The organism is Xanthobacter autotrophicus (genome assembly GCF_030015065.1).
Classification (GTDB): Bacteria; Pseudomonadota; Alphaproteobacteria; order Rhizobiales; family Xanthobacteraceae; genus Xanthobacter; species Xanthobacter autotrophicus_D.
Window position 1 is genome coordinate 1 of the sequence record NZ_JAIVFN010000042.1, and the last position, 16,585, is coordinate 16,585.

The window sequence follows — 16,585 nt, forward strand, 5'->3', positions numbered from 1 at the left end:
GGGTCATGGGGTCCTCGCCCGGAAACGCCTTGGCCCGCATCAGGGTGCGGATGGGGCCGGGATTGAACAGGTTCACCTTGAGATTGCCGGAGACGCTCTCCGCCGCCCAGGTGCGCGCGAGCACTTCCAGCCCCGCCTTGGTGAGGGCGTAGGGTCCCCAATAGGCCCGCGCCTTGTGGGCGGCGCCGGAGGAGATCATCACCACGCGCCCGGCCGGCGACAGCTTCAAGAGCGGATCGAAGGAGCGCACGCAGCGCCAGTTGGCGGTGAGGTTCACCGCGACGATGTCGTCCCAGTCCTTGGGATAGACATGGCCGAGCGGCGACAGCGGGCCGAGCACGCCGGCATTGGCCACGAACACGTCGAGCCGCCCGTAGCGCTCGTAGAGCGCGCCGCCGAGGCGGTCGATGGCCTCGAAATCCTTGAGGTCCAGGGGCACGAGGGTGGCGGTGCCGCCCACGGCGCGAATGTTGTCGTCGATGTCCTGAAGCCCGCTGTCCGAGCGGCCCACGCAGATCACATGGGCGCCGGCCCGGGCCAGCGCGATGGCGGTGGCCGCGCCGATGCCGCGGGTGGCGCCGGTGACGAGGGCGATCTTGTCGGCGAGGGGCCGGTCGGCGGTCATGCGGCTTCCGTGGACTGAAGGGGAACGGGCACCCTCTCCCGCAGGCCGGGGAGAGGGTTTTCAGGCGGCGGCCTCAGCTCGCCTCGGCCAGGAGCGAGAGCTGCTGCTGGCCCACGGCGCCGGCCCGGTCGGTGAGCGGGGTGGGATAGTCGCCGGTGAAGCAGTGGTCGGTGAATTGCGGCTTCACCGGATCGCGGCCCTCATAGCCCATGGCGCGGTAGACACCGTCCACCGACAGGAAGGCCAGCGAATCCGCGCCGATATAGCGCCGCATGCCTTCCAGGTCGTGGGTGGCTGCCAGCAGCTTGTCGCGGTCCGGGGTGTCGATGCCGTAATAGTCGGGATGGGTGATGGGCGGGGAGGCGATGCGGAAATGCACCTCCTTGGCGCCGGCGTCGCGCATCATCTGCACGATCTTCACCGAGGTGGTGCCGCGCACCAGGCTGTCGTCCACCAGCACGATGGAACGGCCCTCGACCACCGAACGGTTGGCGGAATGCTTCATGCGCACGCCCTGGTCGCGGATGGACTGGGTGGGCTGGATGAAGGTGCGCCCCACATAATGGTTGCGGATGATGCCCAGCTCGTAGGGGATGCCGGAGAGCTGGGAATAGCCGATGGCCGCCGGCACGCCGGAATCCGGCACCGGCACGATGACGTCGGCGTTGGCGGGGCTCTCCTCGGCCAGCACCTGCCCCATCTTCTTGCGCACCTGGTAGACCGAGCGCCCGCCCACCACGGAATCGGGCCGGGCGAAATAGATGTACTCGAAGATGCAGGGCCGCGGCGCCATCTCCGGGAACGGCTTGAAGGACTGCAGGCCGTCCTCGTCGATCACGATGACCTCGCCGTTCTCCACGTCGCGCACATAGCGCGCGCCGATGATGTCGAGGGCGCAGGTCTCGGAGGCGAGGATCGGCGAGCCGTCCAGCGAGCCCAGCACCAGCGGGCGGATGCCAAGGGGATCGCGGGCGCCGATCAGCTTCTTGTTGGTGAGGGCTACCAGCGAATAGGCCCCTTCCAGCGCGCGCAAAGCGTCGGTGAAGCGGTCGATAAAGCGCGGCTTCTTGGAACGGGCCACCAGATGGAGGATGGCCTCGGTGTCGGTGGTGGACTGGGTGATGGCCCCGTCCCGCACCAGCTGCTTGCGCAGGGTCAGGCCGTTGGTGAGGTTGCCGTTGTGGCCCACGGCGAAGCCGCCGGCGTCGAGCTCGGCGAACAAGGGCTGCACGTTGCGCAGCAGGGTCTCGCCGGTGGTGGAGTAGCGCACATGGCCCACCGCCATGTCGCCGGGCAGGCGGGCGATGACGCTGGCGTCGGAAAAGGCGTCGCCCACAAGGCCGAGCCGCCGCTCCGAATGGAAGCGCCGCCCGTCATAGGAGACGATGCCAGCGGCTTCCTGGCCGCGATGCTGGAGCGCGTGCAGGCCGATGGCGGTGATGGCCGCCGCCTCCGGGTGATTGTAGACGCCGAAGACGCCGCATTCCTCGCGGAGGCGGTCGCCGTCGAGGTCGAGATCCGCCCGTTCAAGCTCAGCCCGCGCAAGCTCCGCCCGCTGGGGATGGTCGTCCTCGGAAAGGGGCCGCTCGCCCCGCCCCCCCGAATTCATCGGGGCGTCACTGTCGCAATCCATCATGCACCTCCGCTCGGGCGGCTCACTGGCCGGCGCCGCGCGTGCTGGCGACGAGCTGGTCGAGGCCCTGGCGATCCGTGGAGCGGTAGGGTTTGACCCCCGCCGTGGATGCGTCAGCCGACCCGGCTGGTCTTGTGGTGCCCCCCAAATCCGAACGCTGCCCCCCCGTCGGGGCGGCCGGGGCGGCGGGCGTGTCGCCCTCCTCTCCGGCGGGCGGCTTCTTCAACTTGTTCAAGATGGTGTTTTCAGGGTCATCCGGCAACTGCGCCTTAAGCCACTCCCCCGCGCTCTGGATGGCCGGCAGGGATTTTGCGTTGGCGACCCACGGCGGCAGCTTCTCCGGCGGCACCAGCCAGTTGAAGAACAGCATGGCGATCACCAGCAGGAGCAGGCCGCGCCCCAGCCCGAACATGAAACCGAGGGTGCGATCCAGCGCGCCGATTCGGCTGTCGAGCACGACATCGGAAATGCGCGCCGTGATGATCGACGCGACAAGAAGCGTGCCGAGGAACAGCACCGCCACGGTGACCGCAAGTGCAGCCGTATCCTGCGAGATGTATTGCTTTACGACCGGCAGGAGCTGCTTGTGGAAATACAAGGTCACGCCGGCGGCGACCACCCATGACAGGATGGAAAAAACCTCGCGCAGGAAGCCGCGGACCATGGCCAGCAGCCCCGAAATCAGCAAGACCGTCAGAACGATGATGTCGAGCAAGGTCACAGGCATCGGCGCATTGTTCCGTCATCGGCGCATCGCGACGCGCGCATGCGCGCGGCATGCCGTCCAGGTGGCTGCCTGGTGGGACCCCGCCGCGCGGCTCATATAGCTTGCGCGCCGGCTCGCGTCACCTTCCTGCATCGTTGCCCGCGTCATCAGCCCTCTTCGTCGGACCATTCGGCGTGCTCCACGGCCCGGGGGCGATGCTCGCGGGTGGCGCCGTCGCGCGATTCGCGCATGGCAGCCCGGCGGGGTGCGCAGGCCGCGATGGCCGCCACCAGCTCCGCCAGCGAGGCGACGGGCTGGATCGCCACCTGCGCGTCCACCCCGTCGAGCCCGCCGGAGGGCAGGACCGCGCGGGCAAAGCCCAGCTTCGCCGCCTCCTTCAGGCGGGCGGCGGCCTGCGCCACCTGCCGCACCGCGCCGGTCAGGCTCGCCTCGCCGAAATAGACCGCGTCCGCCGGCAAGGGCGCGCCGGTGAGGGAGGAGACCAAAGCGGCCGCAACGGCAAGGTCCGCCGCCGGCTCGCCGATCCTCAGGCCCCCCGCCACGTTGAGATAGACGTCGTGGCCGCCGAGCCGCACCCCGCAGCGGGCGTCCAGCACCGCGAGCACCATGGAGAGGCGGTTGGGGTCCCAGCCCACCACGGCGCGGCGCGGGGTGCCCAGCGATGAGGGCGCCACCAGCGCCTGGATCTCCACCAGCACCGGCCGCGTGCCCTCCATGCCGGCGAACACGGCGGTGCCCGGCGCGCCGGCGTCGCGGTTGGACAGGAACAGCTCGGAGGGGTTCGCCACCTCGGACAGGCCGCGCCCGGTCATCTCGAACACGCCGATCTCGTCGGTGGGGCCGAAGCGGTTCTTCTGGGCGCGCAGGATGCGGAACTGGTGCCCGCCGTCGCCCTCGAAGGAGAAGACCGCGTCCACCATGTGCTCCACCACCCGGGGGCCGGCGATCTGGCCGTCCTTGGTGACGTGGCCGACCAGGATCACGCAGGCGCCGGTCTGCTTGGCGTAGCGCACCAGCAGCTGGGCCGAGGTGCGCACCTGCGTCACCGTGCCAGGGGCGGACTCCACGCTGTCCGACCACATGGTCTGGATGGAGTCGATCACGACCATGTGAACAGGCGGGCCGCCCGAGAGGGTGGCGATGACGTTCTCGGCATTGGTCTCGGCGGCGAGGCCCACCGGTGCCTGCTCCAGCCCAAGGCGCTGGGCGCGCAGGCGCACCTGGTCCACCGCCTCCTCGCCGGAGACATAGACCACCTGCTGACCGCGCGCCGCCAGCGCCGCCGAGGCCTGCACCAGCAAAGTGGACTTGCCGATGCCCGGATCGCCGCCGATCAGCAGCACCGAGCCGGGCACGAAGCCGCCCCCCGCCACCCGGTCCAGCTCGCCGATGCCGCACACCATGCGGGGGGCGGGCGTGGCGGTGCCCTGAAGGGTCTCCAGCGCCACCGCGCGGCCCTTGCGGCCGGAGCGCTGGGCCGCCGGCACGCTGGCCGTGACGGCCACTTCCTCGGCGAGGGTGTTCCAGGCGCCGCACGCCTCGCACTTGCCCTGCCAGCGGTGATAGGCCGCGCCGCAGGACTGGCAGATGAAGGACGTGTCGCGCTTTGCCATGACCTCGTTCCGCTGGAGCACGCGCCGATCAGATTGCGGAGCGAATCCCCCTGCGCTCATCCATTAGAGCGCGATCCGATCAGATTGAATCAATCTGATCGGTGAATCGCCCTCTAACTTCAAGAAAGAGAACGCGTTGTCCGATCAGCTTGCGATGCAAGCTGATCGGCGCGTGCTCTAGCGTACAAAATGAGAACATGCAGTCCAGATGGCACCTGTGGGCGGTGCTGCCAATTGCCGGAGCGGTCTGCGGCGCCGACGAGCCCCGGTAGCAGTCCGCTTCCGGGCGGGGCGCCACCGGGTTGAGACGGGCTTCGGCGAGGTGGCGGGCCGGCGCCTCACCCGCCCACATAGCGCCGGGCGTAGCGGGCGCCCAGCGAGGTGAGCACCTCGTAGCCGATGGTGCCGGAGCGGGCGGCGAGGTCGTCCACGCTGATGCCGTCGCCGAGGAAGACCGCGGTATCGCCCCTTTGCACCATGCCTTCCGGCAGGTCGGTGATGTCGAGGGTGGCGAGATCCATGGAGACGCGGCCCACCAGATGGCAGCGCTGGCCGTGGAGGATCGCCTCCACCCCCTTGGCGGCATCCGTGGAGCCGCCGGCGCGGAACAGGCCGTCCGCATAGCCGATGGAGACGGTGGCGAGCCGGCTCGGCCGCTTCAGCCGCTCGGCGGCGCCGTAGCCCACCGTCTCGCCGGCCGGGGCGGTGGAGACCTGCACCACCTTCACCTCCAGCCTCACCACCGGCCGCAGGGGCGGCACGCCGTTTATGGCGACGCCGCCATAAAGGAAGATGCCCGGCCGCACCAGCTCGAACCGGAAGTCGCGGCCGAGCAGGGTGCCCGCCGAATTGGCCAGCGACGCCGGGATGCCGGGGAAGCGCCGCACCACGTCGGCGAAGACCATGCGCTGGCGGGCGGTGAGCACGTGGCCGGGCATGTCGGCGCAGGCGAGATGGCTCATGATGAGGCTGGGCGTGAAGCCCAGCAGGCGGAAGGTGCCGGACAGCTGCACCGCCTCCTCCAGCGACAGGCCGAGCCGGTGCATGCCCGTATCCACATGGATGGCGGCGGGCAGCCTTGCGCCGTTGTCGCGGCAAAAGTCGCTCCAGTCGGAGATTTCCGGCGCCGATCCCAGCACGGGCCGCAGGTTCGCGGCGGCATAGTCGCCGGCGCAGTCGGGCAGGAGGCCGTTCAGCACGTAGATCGTGGCCTCGGGCAGCAGCGCGCGGAGCGCGACGGCCTCTTTGAAATGGGCCACGAAGAAGGTGCGCGCGCCGGCCCGCCACAGGGCCGGGGCCACCTTGTCGATGCCGAGGCCATAGGCGTTGGCCTTGACCACGGCGGCGCATTCGGCCGGGGCGGCGAGCGCCGCGAGGGTGCGCCAGTTGTCGGCGATGGCGCCGAGATCAATGGTGAGGACGGCGCCGGCCTCCCGCGCCTCCCGCTCGGCGACCTCCTCCGCGGCGGCGCGGGCCGCGGCCCGGGCGGCAGCCTCCTCGGGGGAGGGCTCGCTCAGCGGCGCTCCGGCAGGTGGTCCTCCCGCGCCAGGTTGGAGAAGCGGGTGAACTGGGGCTCGAAATGCACCTTCACCGTCCCGGTTGGACCGTGACGCTGCTTTCCGATGATGACCTCGGCCGTGTTCTCGGCCGCCTTCATCTCGATCTCCCACTTGAACCACTCCTCTGTGCCGGCCTTCGGCTCCTTGCCTTTAAGGTAATATTCCTCCCGGAACACAAACATGACCACGTCGGCGTCCTGCTCGATGGAGCCGGATTCGCGCAGGTCCGACAATTGCGGCCTCTTATCATCGCGCGCTTCCACCTGACGGGAAAGCTGGGACAGGGCCATGATGGGCACTTGCAGCTCTTTCGCCAAGGCCTTCAGGCCGGTGGTGATCTCGGTGATCTCCTGCACCCGGCCCTGGGACGAGCTCTTGGACGAGCCGGACAGGAGCTGGAGATAGTCCACCACCATGAAATCAAGTCCGCGCTGGCGCTTCAGCCGCCGCGCCCGCGCCACCAGCTGGGCGATGGAGAGGCCGCCGGTGTCGTCGATATAGAGCGGGATGGTCTGCATGGTCTGGGCGGCGGCGGCGAGCTTGGAGAACTCGCTCTCGGAGATGTCGCCGCGGCGGATCTTGTAGGAGGCGATCTCGGCCTGTTCGGCAAGGATACGGGTGGCGAGCTGCTCGGCCGACATTTCCAGCGAGAAGAAGCCGACGACACCCCCCGACACGGTCTCGATGGAGCCGTCGGGCCTCGTCTCGCCGCGATAGGCGGCGGCGATGTTGAAGGCGATGTTGGTGGCGAGCGCGGTCTTGCCCATGGCCGGACGGCCGGCGAGGATGACGAGGTCGGACGGCTGCAGGCCGCCCATCTGGTGGTCGAGGTCGTCCAGCGCCGTGGCGATGCCGGAGAGGTGGCCGTCGCGCTGGAAGGCCTTGGAGGCCATGTCCACCGCCTCGCGCAGCGCCTCGCCGAAGCGCAGGAAGCCGCCGTCGTAGCGGCCGGTCTCGGCGATCTCGTAGAGCCGCTTCTCGGCCTGCTCGATCTGGCCCTGGGGGGTGGCGTCCACCGGGGCGTCGAAGGCCTCGTTGACGATCTCCTCGCCGATGCGGATCAGGTCGCGGCGCACCGAGAGGTCGTAGATGGTGCGCCCGTAGTCCTCGGAATTGATGATGGTGGTCGCTTCCGCCGCGAGGCGGGCGAGATATTGCGGGCCCGAGAGCCCCGCCACGTCGAGGTCCGCGGGCAGGAAGGTTTTCAGCGTGACCGGCGTGGCAAGCTTGCCGGCGCGGATCAGCGCGCTCGACAGCTCGAAGATGCGGGCATGGATGGGCTCGTAGAAGTGCCGCGGCTCGAGGAAGTCCGAGACCCGGTAGAACGCCTCGTTGTTGACGAGGATGGCGCCGAGCAGAGCCTGTTCCGCCTCCAGATTGTGCGGAGCCTGACGATAGGTCGGTTCGAGATCGCCCGTGTTGGGAAGATCGAGCATGGCGCCAAGGTTCCGCTGGATGGACTGATTGTGTACCAGATCGCAGCCCCTTCGGAACCGCTGTTTGGGCCAGCCCTGCGACCTTCCGTCCACAGCGGTGAATCATGGGAACAACCCTCGATTCGTTCGTGTAATAACATGTGAGGAGCGTGAATTCGGTCGCTCCCTTTGCCTCGCTCCCCGGCCTGGGATAGAGGCTGGGTTCTCGGTCAGTTTGCGGGGGAATCATGCGGTCTCATCGCGTCGCGACATTGTCCGCCGCCCTGTTCGGCGCTGTTCTGCTGGCCGGTCCGGCCCTCGCCCAAAGCGGCGATCCCCTGGCGCCGCCGCCCGATCTCGGCGCGACGGGCGTGCCGGTGCCGCTCGACGGAACCGCCATCTACGGCCAGAACACCCCGCCCCCCGAGGGCATGATGGCCATTCCGGTCCCGCCCTCCACCTGCGGCGGCATCGCCCAGGTGGTGCGCACCCAGGGCGTCATCCTGATTCCCACCGGCAACGGCAACGCCCGGCGCTATGTGCGCGACGAGCGGTTCTGCGCCGGGGACCAGATCACCAAGCCCGCGTGGATCGCCACGTCGGACAATCCGCGCTGCTTCGTCGGCTATACCTGCGGCGAGAGCAACGACGATGGCGCCAACTGAGGCCTGTCGGTCCGGTGAGGCGGGAGAAGGCTCGCGCCGCCTCGCGCGTCAGGTCACGGCCTGCGCGTCGTGCTCGCGCCACTGGATGGCGGCGGGCGGCACCAGCAGCTTCAGAGCGCCGGGGGCCACCGCATAGCGCAAGGGCAGGCTTTCCCGGGTGACTTCCCCGTCCGTGGCCACCCAGGCGCGCTCGCGCCGGGCATGGATGGTGACGCGCCGGGCCTGGAAGGCGCGGATGCCCGGCTTGTCGCGCCAGGCATCCACCAATACCTCCGCGCCGGTCTTCAGGCGCGCCAGGGTGCCGCGGTCTTCCGCCACCAGCACCTCCAGCAGCCCGCCGTCGAGCCGCGAGCGGTGCCAGCCGGGGGCGTCGAAGGCATTCACCGTCACCAGCGCGGCGTAGGCCTCCATGGGCTCGCGGACCCCCGCCACCTCCACCTCGATGGACATGCGGCCGGACCTGACCAGCGCCTTGCCCAGGGCCATCAGCCAGCCCAGCACCCGGCCGCGCTGCGCGCGCAACTGCTCCCGGGCAAGCGCCATCTGGCTGAAGAAGCCCACACCCGAGACGCCGTGGAACGCGCGGCCGTTCAGGAGGCCCACGTCCACCTGCATGGGTCGCGCCTTCAGCAGGGCATCGAGCGCGCCGGCCAGGTCGCGGGGCAGGCCGATGTCGTAGGCGAGCAGGTTCATGGTGCCGAGCGGCAGCACGCCGAGGGTGACATCGGTATTGGCAAACACCGATGCGGCATGGGAGACGGTGCCGTCGCCCGCGCCCACCACCACCGTATCGTAGCCGTCGCGCTCGGCGGAGGCGATGGCGCGCGCCAGTGCGTCCCCTTGCGCCACCACCACGTCCACGTCGGTGCCAGGGCGGGTGAGGGCGTCATCCACGATGGCGCGGACCCGCTCGGGACCCATGTCGTGCACGGTTCCCGCTTTGGCATTGAGTACAACCCGCATCCGCCGCATCGTGGCATCCTCCAGACCGGCTCAAGCGCCGGCGCGGCCATAAGGTTCCCGCTTCCGGGGCCACGGGGCCGGGCCGGGTGATTCTCCTCAAGGGTACCAAACATGGCCAGCGCGCCCTCGCCCTCCAACGCATCGCCTGTCCCGCCGACACCGCCGAGGCGGGCATCCTCCCCGTCCATCCTGCGCCTGCGGGCCGGGCTGCTGCTTCTGGTCGCATCGGTGGTGCTGTGCGGCGCCGGCGGGCATTTCGTGGCGCGGCAGTTCGGCCTGGGGCTCGGCTGGGCGATCCTGCTCGCCGTCCTCATCTGGGTGGGCGTCGGCATGCTGCTGGCCCGGCTCGATACCCGGCTCTATTTCGGCGGTGCGGTGGCCGTGACCGCGCTGGTGGCCTATTTCGTCTACGATTTTTCGTCCTCGGCGCTGGGCTGGGCGACCGGCGTGTCGCTGGTGCTGGCCCTCCTCGCCACCTTGTTCCTTGCCTTCACCTTCTACGATTTCCGGCGGCTGAAGCACGAGCTTCGCCTTTGGGCCTACCGGAAATAGGGCGGGGCGCGGCTGTCCCCGCGCGGCCGGCGAAGCCTCGGTCCGCCTTGACTTTCTGCGTAGGGCCACGTCCAAGTTGCGGGGCGGTAGAATGCAAGGCGGCCGCGAGCGGCGCGGAGGGCGACGCGGCGATCACGGCGCAAGGGGGAGGCGTCCCGCAGGTGGCGCCCATAGGCAGAGCATGTCCGAGGGACGCCTTTATCTCATGGCCGGCCCGGCCGTCGCGTTCATTGTCGCCTGCGTCTTTCTCTTTGTCTGGCTCCACCATCGCGAGCGGCGCTACGTGCCCTTCTTCGCGGTGGCCTTCTGCGCCTATGCCATCGCGGCGCTGTCGCAATTGCTCCGTATCCCGCCGGGGGTGGGGCTCAACACCATGGTCTCGGCCCTGATCTACACGTTTGGCATCTTCTGCCTCGTGCAGGGGGTCATGGCCCGGTTCGGCAAGGCGGGCTCCGCCCTGGCTCTTGCCGTCGTGTCCGTGCTGATCCTCGGGCTGCTTTATTACTTCATGTATGTCGACCGGAACCTCGTCGCCCGCATCTATGTGCAGAATTTCGGTTACGGGCTCATGTTCCTGTTTGCCGCGGTGCAGATCTTCGGGGCCAGCGGCCGGCGCACGGTGGACCGGATCCTGTTCTGGGTCTTCCTCCTGTTCGGTCTCCATTTCTTCGTGCGCACCATGCTGACCATGTCCATCTCGCCGGATCTCTTCGTCCTCGACCGGTTGAGCCAGGAGGGGGCCGACCCGGACGCCCTCGCCCGGATGTTCAGCCACTCGCCCTTCTGGCAGGTGCTCAACTTCTCGCTCCTGGTCAGCGGCCTGCTGGTGGCGCTCGCTTTGCTCGGCGCCATCGCCGTCGATGCCATGGACGACCTGAAGCGGCAGGGCGGCATGGATCCCCTGACCGGCCTCGCCAACCGCCGCGGCTTCGACGACCGGGCGCGGGAGCTCATGGCCGATGCGGCGCGCCACCCCCTGAGCCTCGTTTATTGCGACATCGACCGCTTCAAGGCCATCAACGACACGTTCGGCCATGCGACGGGCGACCTGGTGCTCGCCACCGTGGGCGGCCTCATCGCCCGCCTCGCCGCGCCGTGGGACGTGGCGGCAAGGCGCGGCGGGGAGGAGTTCGTGATGCTGCTCGCCGGCACCGACCTCCATGGCGCCTGCGGGTTCGCCGAGCGCATGCGCACGGACCTGCGCGGCACCGCCTTCTCCATGCTGCCGGCCGGGTTCGTGGTCACCGCGAGCTTCGGCGTCGCCGAGCGCCGGCGCGGCGAGGATCTCGCGGACCTCCTCCACCGGGCCGACGAGCTGGTCTATGCGGCAAAGCGGGCCGGCCGCGACTGCATCCTCACCGATGCCGTCGGGGCGCTGGTCTCGCCGGTCGGCCAGGGCGCCGCTTGATCCAGATCAAAGTCGCGCGCGAGGCAGCTGCCTAGCCTTCCTGAAACAGCAGGCCGGGGCCGGGCGGGTCGTGTCGATCCACGCGGCGGAGCCGGGCCTGCGCAGCGGGTGGATCGCATCTCAGGGAGGCCGAAATGGATGCGCAGACTGCTCTCGTGGTGACCGGCATCGTCGTGGCCTTCGTCGGCTTCGCGCTGATCCTCGCCTTTGCCGACTACTATACCCACGCCGGCCGCCGCTCCTGACGCCGGCGCCGGGCGCGGGCCCGCCGTTCAGGCCGCTTCAACCGGACGCCATCCCGCTTTAGGCTAAGCCGGGATGACGTTGCGGGAGGAGACCATGGGGCTCGCGGTCCGGCCGCGCCGGGGAGGCTTGGGCGTCGGCGTCTGGCGGTGTGTCGTTGCGGCTGTGCTCGTGCACGCCGGGGCGGTGCCCGCCGGGGCCACCGGCACCCTCAATTGCAGCATCGACGACAAGGCCATCGCCTTCGAGGCGGAGGCGGTCTTTTCCCATGGGCTCGCCGCCTCCTTCAGCAATTTCCGCGCGGAGCTGAATGCCAGGGGCAAGGATACGCCGCCCACCTTCGCCAGGGTGGAGATGGACGGCGCCGCCCTCGCCCATCACTGGTTCCACGGCGACGAGCTGAGGCTGCACCTCTATCACGAGCGGGCGGAGGCGCCGTTCGGGTCGCTGGAACTGGTCCTGCGCACCCGCAGCCGGGGCGAGGACGAGGCCGCCTTCGCCGGGCGCTACGAGCTGAAGCTCTTCCTCGCCGGCGTGGACGGCGGCAAGGCTTTCGAGCGGACCTACAGGGGCCGGGCCACATGCTCCGCCGGATGACGCTTCCAGGCGGCCTCTGCCTTGCAGCGCTCGCCACCGGGACCGCCCTCGCGGCGCCCGCCCGCCCGGTATCGGCGGGGCTGCCGCCCTTCGACTGCGCCGGTCCCTTCGCGCGGGACGCAAGCGAGGCGGCGCTCGCCACGCGCTTCGGCGCTGGCAACGTGGTGTTCCGCACCGTGCCGGGGCCGGAGGGCACCCGCTTCAAGGCCACGGTGCTGTTTCCCCGCGATGCCGCGCGGCGGGTGGAGATCGTCTGGAAGGACGAGAAGCGGCGCCAGCGGCCGACCCATGTGTCGGTGGCGGCGCAATCCGGGTGGAAGACGGCGGATGGCCTCGGGATCGGATCGAGCCTTGCGGCCGTGGAGGCGGCCAACGGCGCGCCCTTCACCATGGCCGGCTTCGGCTGGGACTATGGCGGCACCGTCACCGACTGGAACGGCGGCCGGCTGGCGCGCCCCGGATGCCGGCTGCTGCTGCGCCTCGAGCCCACGCCGGGCACGCCGGCGGATGATGTGGACGGGGACCGGGATTTCCGCTCCGACGCCCCCGCCATGCGGGCGGCGCAACCCGTCATCTACGAGATGATGCTCGTGTTCGAGTGAGCGGACGCCGCCGCCGGGGTGTGATAGAGGGCGCCCATGACCAGCCCCGAAGACACACCCCTGGACGCCCCCGCGCACGATGGTGCCGGCCTCCCCTTCTGGCGCGCCAAGCCCCTTGCGGCCATGACCGCGGCCGAGTGGGAGAGCCTGTGCGACGGCTGCGGTCGCTGCTGCCTCGTGAAGCTGGAGGACGAGGACACGGGGCGGGTGGCCTATACGGATGTGGGCTGCCGCCTGCTGGACACCGACACCTGCCGCTGCGCCGATTACGAGCGCCGCTCGGAGATCGTGTCGGATTGCGTGCGCCTGACCCCGGAGGCCGTCGCCTCCCTGTCCTGGCTGCCGCCCACCTGCGCCTACCGGCTGGTGGGGGAGGGCAAGGACCTGCCCTTCTGGCATCCCCTGGTCTCGGGCGATCCGGCAAGCGTCGCGGCGGCGGGCGTATCGGTGGCGGGCAAGGTGGCCGGCAGCGAAAACGCGTTCGGCCTGTTCGAGCTGGTGGACCACATCGTTGCCTGGCCGGTGCGCTGGCCCAGGGGAGCGAAAGGTGGAGCGAAGATCGCAGCCGGGGGCGTTGCCCGTCGCCGGCACGGCCCGAAGGCAGGCACCGCGGAGGTCTGACGCCCGGGATGCCTGACGGGCGAACGGCGGCAGTCCCCCTTAGAGCGCGATCCGAGCAAATTGGTTCAATTTGCTCGGTGAATCGCCCTCTAAACTCAAGAAAGAGAACGCGTTGCCCGATCAGCTTGCGCTGCAAGCAGATCGGCGCGTGCTCTAGCAGGCGGGCGGCGCTCCCGGTCCTTGTGTTGACGCGGTTTCTTCACGCGAGCGGGCGCCACCTCGTTCGGAAACGCTCTATCCCGCGGCGGTCGAGCGCTTCTTGCGCGTTTCCACCGGCGCTGGCTCGATCAGGGTGCGGCACTCCTCGGCGGTGAGCGGCTCGCCGAAGACGACGCCCTGGCCGTATTCGCAGCCGAAGCGGGCCATCTCGCCGGCTTCCGTCTCCTTCTCCAGGCCCTCCGCCATCACGTCCATGCCGAGGTCGTGGGCCAGGTCGATCAGCGCGCCGACGATCACCGGCCGGGCCGCGCGGGCGGAGCCCTTGGCGGTGTCGCGCACGAAGCGCGGATCGATCTTCACGCTGTCGAACGGGAAGCGCTGGAGATAGGAGAGGGCGGAATAGCCGGTGCCGAAATCGTCTAGGCACAGGCCCGCGCCCAGCTCCCGCATGCGGCCGAGCACCACGGCGGCATATTCGGGGTTCTCCATCACCAGGCTCTCGGTGACTTCCAGCTTGAGGGATCCGGGCGCCACCGCATTGCGGGCGAGCACGGATTTCAGGTCCTGGATCAAATCGTGCCGCAGCAGCTGGCGGGACGAGACGTTCACATGCATGAACAAAGGCGGGTCCACCCGCAGCATGCGCTGCCACTGGCCGAGCTGGCGCGCCGCGGCGTCGAGCACGAACAGGCCGAGGTCGAGGATGAGGCCGGTCTCTTCCGCCAGCAGCAGGAATTCGGAGGCGGCCAGCTCGCCGAGACGCGGATGGTTCCAGCGCATATAGGCCTCGAACCCGCCGATGGCCCGGTCGCCCAGGCGCACGATGGGCTGGTAGCGCACCGAGATCTGGTTGTTGGCGAGGGCCTCGCGCAGCTCGCCTTCCAGCACCACGCGGTCGATCTTCTGCTGGCGCATGGCCGGGCGGAACACCTCGATGCGGTCGCCGCCGATGCGCTTGGCGTAATACATGGCCAGCTCGGCGTTCTTCAGCACCTCGTCGCGCTTGGTCTGGTCGGGGCCCGCCAGCACCAGCCCGATGGAGGCGGTGACGAACACCTCCCGGTCGGCGAAGGCGATGGGCGCGCGCAGCGAGCGGCGCAGGGTGTCGGCGAAGGTGGTGATGCGCTCGGCGTCGCGCTCGGACATGAGGATCATGCCGAACTGGTCGCCGGAGATGCGCGCCAGCGTGTCCTGCGGCTTCAGGAGGCGCATGAGGCGGCGGGCCACCGTGAGCAGGATGGAATCGGCCACCGCCATGCCCACCTGCACGTTGACCTGCTTGAAGCGGTCGAGGTCGATGACCATCACCGTCGGCTTCACCTTGTCGTCGAGGCGCGCCATGGTGAGGGACTGGCTGAGCCGGTCGAGGAACAGTTCCCGGTTGGGCAGGCCGGTGAGGTTGTCGCGCACCGCGTCGTGCAGCAGGCGCTCGGCGGCGATGCGCTCCCCGGTCACGTCCATGAGGGTGCCGACGCAGCGCACCACCTCGCCGTCGGCGCCCACCACCGGGCGGGCCTTCAGGTTGAAGGTGAGATAGTGGCCGTCGATGGCCCTGAGGCGGAAATCCTGGTCGATGCGCCCGCGGCGCTGGTCGATGATGCCGTCCAGGGTGGCGCGGAAGCGGTCGCGGTCGGCGGGGTGCAGCACCTCCAGCCAGCCGGCGGCTTCGGTCTCCAGCGAATGGCGCTTGAGGCCCAGGGCCTCCTCGGCCTCAGGGGAGGTGTAGATGCGGTCGGTGTCCACATCCCAGTCCCACACGATGAGGCCGGAGCCAGCCAGCGCCAGCGCCCGGCGCTCCAGCTCCGAGGTGGAGCCCTGGATGCCGCCGATGCCGGCGAAGGCGTGCTGCATCACCGTGAAGCCGATGAGCATCACGATCAGCACCAGGCCGCCGGAGAGGGCGGGGGCGGCGAGATCGTTGGTGACGAAGCCCGCCACCGTGAGTCCGGCCATGAGTACCCATACCACCAGCAGCGACCATGTGGGGATGATGAGCACCGCCCGGTCATAGCCATGCTGCGACAGCCAGATCACGACGCCGAGCCCGGCCACCGCCACCGCCAGCAGCGACAGGCGCGCAATGCCGGCCGCCATGGGCGCGTCCAGCAGCGCCACCGCCACCAAAGCGGCGAGGAAGGTGAGCCAGCCGGCGGCCACGTGCACATAGCGCACATGCCAGCGGTTGAGGTTGAGATAGGCGAACAGGAACACCAGCAGGGTGGCGGTGAGGATGGCCTCGCCGGCCGCCCGCCAGAACTGCTCGGCGAGGGGGGAGAGGCCGAACACCTTGGACCAGAAGGCGAAGTCGAGGCCGATATAGCCCAGCACCGCCCAGGCCAGGGCCGCCGCCGCCGGGAACATCACCGAGCCCTTCACCACGAACAGGATGGTGAGGAAGAGCGCCAAGAGGCCGGCAATGCCGATGACGATGCCGTGGTAGAGGGTGAAGGCGTTCACCCGGTCCTTGTAGGCGTCCGGCTCCCACAGATAGAGCTGGGGCAGAGTGGGGCTGCCCAGCTCCGCCACGAAGGTGACGGTGGAGCCGGGATCGAGGGTGATCAGGAACACGTCGGCGTCGGGGGCGGTCTGCCGTTCCGGCTTGAAGCCCTGGCTCGGGGTCAGCGAGACGATGCGCCGGTTGCCGAGATCGGGCCAGAACAGGCCGGAGCCGGACATGCGATAGTGCGGCGCGACGATGAGGCGGTCCACCTGCTCGTCGGTGTTATTGGTCAGCGCGAAGGCGATCCAGTCGCCGTGGCCGCGCCCGTCGGAGGTGGGCACCTCGATCCGCCGCACCACGCCTTCCGCGTCCGGCGCGGTGGAGATCTGGTAGCGGCCGTCCTCGGTGGTCTCGCGCTGCACGGCGGGCAGGAGGTCCACCACCTTGGCGTCGAGGCGCAGGGCGATGGCCTCCATGGCCTGCGCACCGCCGGCAGGCAGCGTCAGCGCCGGAACCAGCGCCAGCAGGAGCGCCACGAGAAACGCCATAGGCAGAGCGATGACGCGAGCGAGCAACGACCGCAATGTCAGGTCTCCGCACCCGGACTGCTGCCGGGCCGAGTTTCGGTTGAGGAGGGCAGCCTGCCGAAGGTGCGACGCAAAGCGCGGGACGGCAAGAGCTCAAGCTCATCCATGAGGAATGCATGAGCGCCGGGGATGGTCCGGCGCACCCAATTCCCTAGCCAAGGCGTGCGGCCGGAGCA

General features: G+C 69.6%; 14 protein-coding genes. 6 read left to right on the forward strand and 8 right to left on the reverse strand.

Annotated features, from left to right (window positions below):
• The 6 genes from K9U40_RS10665 to K9U40_RS10690 form a co-directional block, all read right to left on the reverse strand.
• On the reverse strand, window positions 1-625 hold a 625-nt coding region (locus K9U40_RS10665; RefSeq protein WP_282890175.1), incomplete at its 3' end, for an SDR family NAD(P)-dependent oxidoreductase.
• Window positions 626-698: 73 nt separating this feature from the next.
• Complete coding sequence (gene purF, locus K9U40_RS10670; protein ID WP_282890176.1) at window positions 699-2,258, reverse strand: amidophosphoribosyltransferase; 1,560 nt, start codon at window positions 2,256-2,258, stop codon at window positions 699-701.
• A gap of 22 nt (window positions 2,259-2,280) precedes the next feature.
• Window positions 2,281-2,985: a CvpA family protein gene (locus K9U40_RS10675; RefSeq protein ID WP_282890177.1), complete on the reverse strand. Its 705-nt coding sequence runs from the start codon at window positions 2,983-2,985 to the stop codon at window positions 2,281-2,283.
• A 146-nt stretch (window positions 2,986-3,131) separates the two neighbouring features.
• Window positions 3,132-4,598 carry a DNA repair protein RadA gene (radA, locus tag K9U40_RS10680; protein WP_282890178.1) on the reverse strand — a complete coding sequence of 489 codons (1,467 nt, stop codon included), beginning with the start codon at window positions 4,596-4,598 and terminating at the stop codon, window positions 3,132-3,134.
• A 338-nt stretch (window positions 4,599-4,936) separates the two neighbouring features.
• Window positions 4,937-6,010, reverse strand: coding sequence for an alanine racemase (gene alr / locus K9U40_RS10685; protein WP_282890204.1), 1,074 nt, complete (start codon window positions 6,008-6,010; stop codon window positions 4,937-4,939).
• Between the two features lie 101 nt (window positions 6,011-6,111).
• The gene (locus K9U40_RS10690; protein WP_282890179.1) at window positions 6,112-7,593 is read right to left on the reverse strand and encodes a replicative DNA helicase; all 1,482 of its coding nucleotides are present in this window, start codon (window positions 7,591-7,593) and stop codon (window positions 6,112-6,114) included.
• A gap of 227 nt (window positions 7,594-7,820) precedes the next feature.
• Here K9U40_RS10690 and K9U40_RS10695 point away from each other — a divergent pair, with 227 nt between their 5' ends.
• Entirely contained in the window at window positions 7,821-8,237 is a 417-nt protein-coding gene (locus tag K9U40_RS10695; protein WP_282890180.1) for a hypothetical protein, read from the forward strand.
• A gap of 48 nt (window positions 8,238-8,285) precedes the next feature.
• Here K9U40_RS10695 and K9U40_RS10700 read toward each other — a convergent pair whose 3' ends face one another.
• Window positions 8,286-9,200, reverse strand: a complete 915-nt coding sequence (locus K9U40_RS10700) for a diacylglycerol/lipid kinase family protein (RefSeq protein ID WP_282890181.1) — start codon at window positions 9,198-9,200, stop codon at window positions 8,286-8,288.
• Between the two features lie 111 nt (window positions 9,201-9,311).
• Between K9U40_RS10700 and K9U40_RS10705 the strand changes: the two genes are divergently transcribed.
• The 5 genes from K9U40_RS10705 (at window position 9,312) to K9U40_RS10725 (ending at window position 13,223) form a co-directional block, all read left to right on the forward strand.
• Window positions 9,312-9,752, forward strand: coding sequence for a hypothetical protein (locus K9U40_RS10705; protein WP_282890182.1), 441 nt, complete (start codon window positions 9,312-9,314; stop codon window positions 9,750-9,752).
• Between the two features lie 181 nt (window positions 9,753-9,933).
• A complete protein-coding gene (locus tag K9U40_RS10710; RefSeq protein WP_282890183.1) occupies window positions 9,934-11,160 on the forward strand; it encodes a GGDEF domain-containing protein in 1,227 nt (408 codons plus the stop codon).
• Between the two features lie 339 nt (window positions 11,161-11,499).
• Window positions 11,500-12,000, forward strand: coding sequence for a hypothetical protein (locus K9U40_RS10715; RefSeq protein WP_282890184.1), 501 nt, complete (start codon window positions 11,500-11,502; stop codon window positions 11,998-12,000).
• Window positions 11,997-12,602, forward strand: a complete 606-nt coding sequence (locus tag K9U40_RS10720; RefSeq protein ID WP_282890185.1) for a hypothetical protein — start codon at window positions 11,997-11,999, stop codon at window positions 12,600-12,602. The genes K9U40_RS10715 and K9U40_RS10720 overlap by 4 nt, the downstream gene beginning before the upstream one ends.
• 36 nt (window positions 12,603-12,638) lie before the next feature.
• The gene (locus tag K9U40_RS10725) at window positions 12,639-13,223 is read left to right on the forward strand and encodes a YcgN family cysteine cluster protein (protein WP_282890186.1); all 585 of its coding nucleotides are present in this window, start codon (window positions 12,639-12,641) and stop codon (window positions 13,221-13,223) included.
• 234 nt (window positions 13,224-13,457) lie between these two features.
• On the opposite strand, the gene K9U40_RS10730 is transcribed toward K9U40_RS10725, so the two are convergent.
• Window positions 13,458-16,370, reverse strand: a complete 2,913-nt coding sequence (locus tag K9U40_RS10730) for an EAL domain-containing protein (RefSeq protein WP_282890187.1) — start codon at window positions 16,368-16,370, stop codon at window positions 13,458-13,460.
• Window positions 16,371-16,585: the final 215 nt, after the last annotated feature.

Excerpts from the sequence above, each read along its gene's own strand:
- K9U40_RS10700 (WP_282890181.1), bottom strand. The coding sequence starts at position 9,200 with ATGCGGGTTGTACTCAATGCCAAAGCGGGAACCGTGCACGACATGGGT.
- K9U40_RS10695 (WP_282890180.1), top strand. The coding sequence starts at position 7,821 with ATGCGGTCTCATCGCGTCGCGACATTGTCCGCCGCCCTGTTCGGCGCT.
- radA (WP_282890178.1), bottom strand. The coding sequence starts at position 4,598 with ATGGCAAAGCGCGACACGTCCTTCATCTGCCAGTCCTGCGGCGCGGCC.
- purF (WP_282890176.1), bottom strand. The coding sequence starts at position 2,258 with ATGGATTGCGACAGTGACGCCCCGATGAATTCGGGGGGGCGGGGCGAG.
- K9U40_RS10720 (WP_282890185.1), top strand. The coding sequence starts at position 11,997 with ATGACGCTTCCAGGCGGCCTCTGCCTTGCAGCGCTCGCCACCGGGACC.
- K9U40_RS10705 (WP_282890182.1), top strand. The coding sequence starts at position 9,312 with ATGGCCAGCGCGCCCTCGCCCTCCAACGCATCGCCTGTCCCGCCGACA.
- K9U40_RS10730 (WP_282890187.1), bottom strand. The coding sequence starts at position 16,370 with ATGGCGTTTCTCGTGGCGCTCCTGCTGGCGCTGGTTCCGGCGCTGACG.
- K9U40_RS10710 (WP_282890183.1), top strand. The coding sequence starts at position 9,934 with ATGTCCGAGGGACGCCTTTATCTCATGGCCGGCCCGGCCGTCGCGTTC.
- K9U40_RS10725 (WP_282890186.1), top strand. The coding sequence starts at position 12,639 with ATGACCAGCCCCGAAGACACACCCCTGGACGCCCCCGCGCACGATGGT.
- K9U40_RS10675 (WP_282890177.1), bottom strand. The coding sequence starts at position 2,985 with ATGCCTGTGACCTTGCTCGACATCATCGTTCTGACGGTCTTGCTGATT.
- K9U40_RS10690 (WP_282890179.1), bottom strand. The coding sequence starts at position 7,593 with ATGCTCGATCTTCCCAACACGGGCGATCTCGAACCGACCTATCGTCAG.
- K9U40_RS10715 (WP_282890184.1), top strand. The coding sequence starts at position 11,500 with ATGGGGCTCGCGGTCCGGCCGCGCCGGGGAGGCTTGGGCGTCGGCGTC.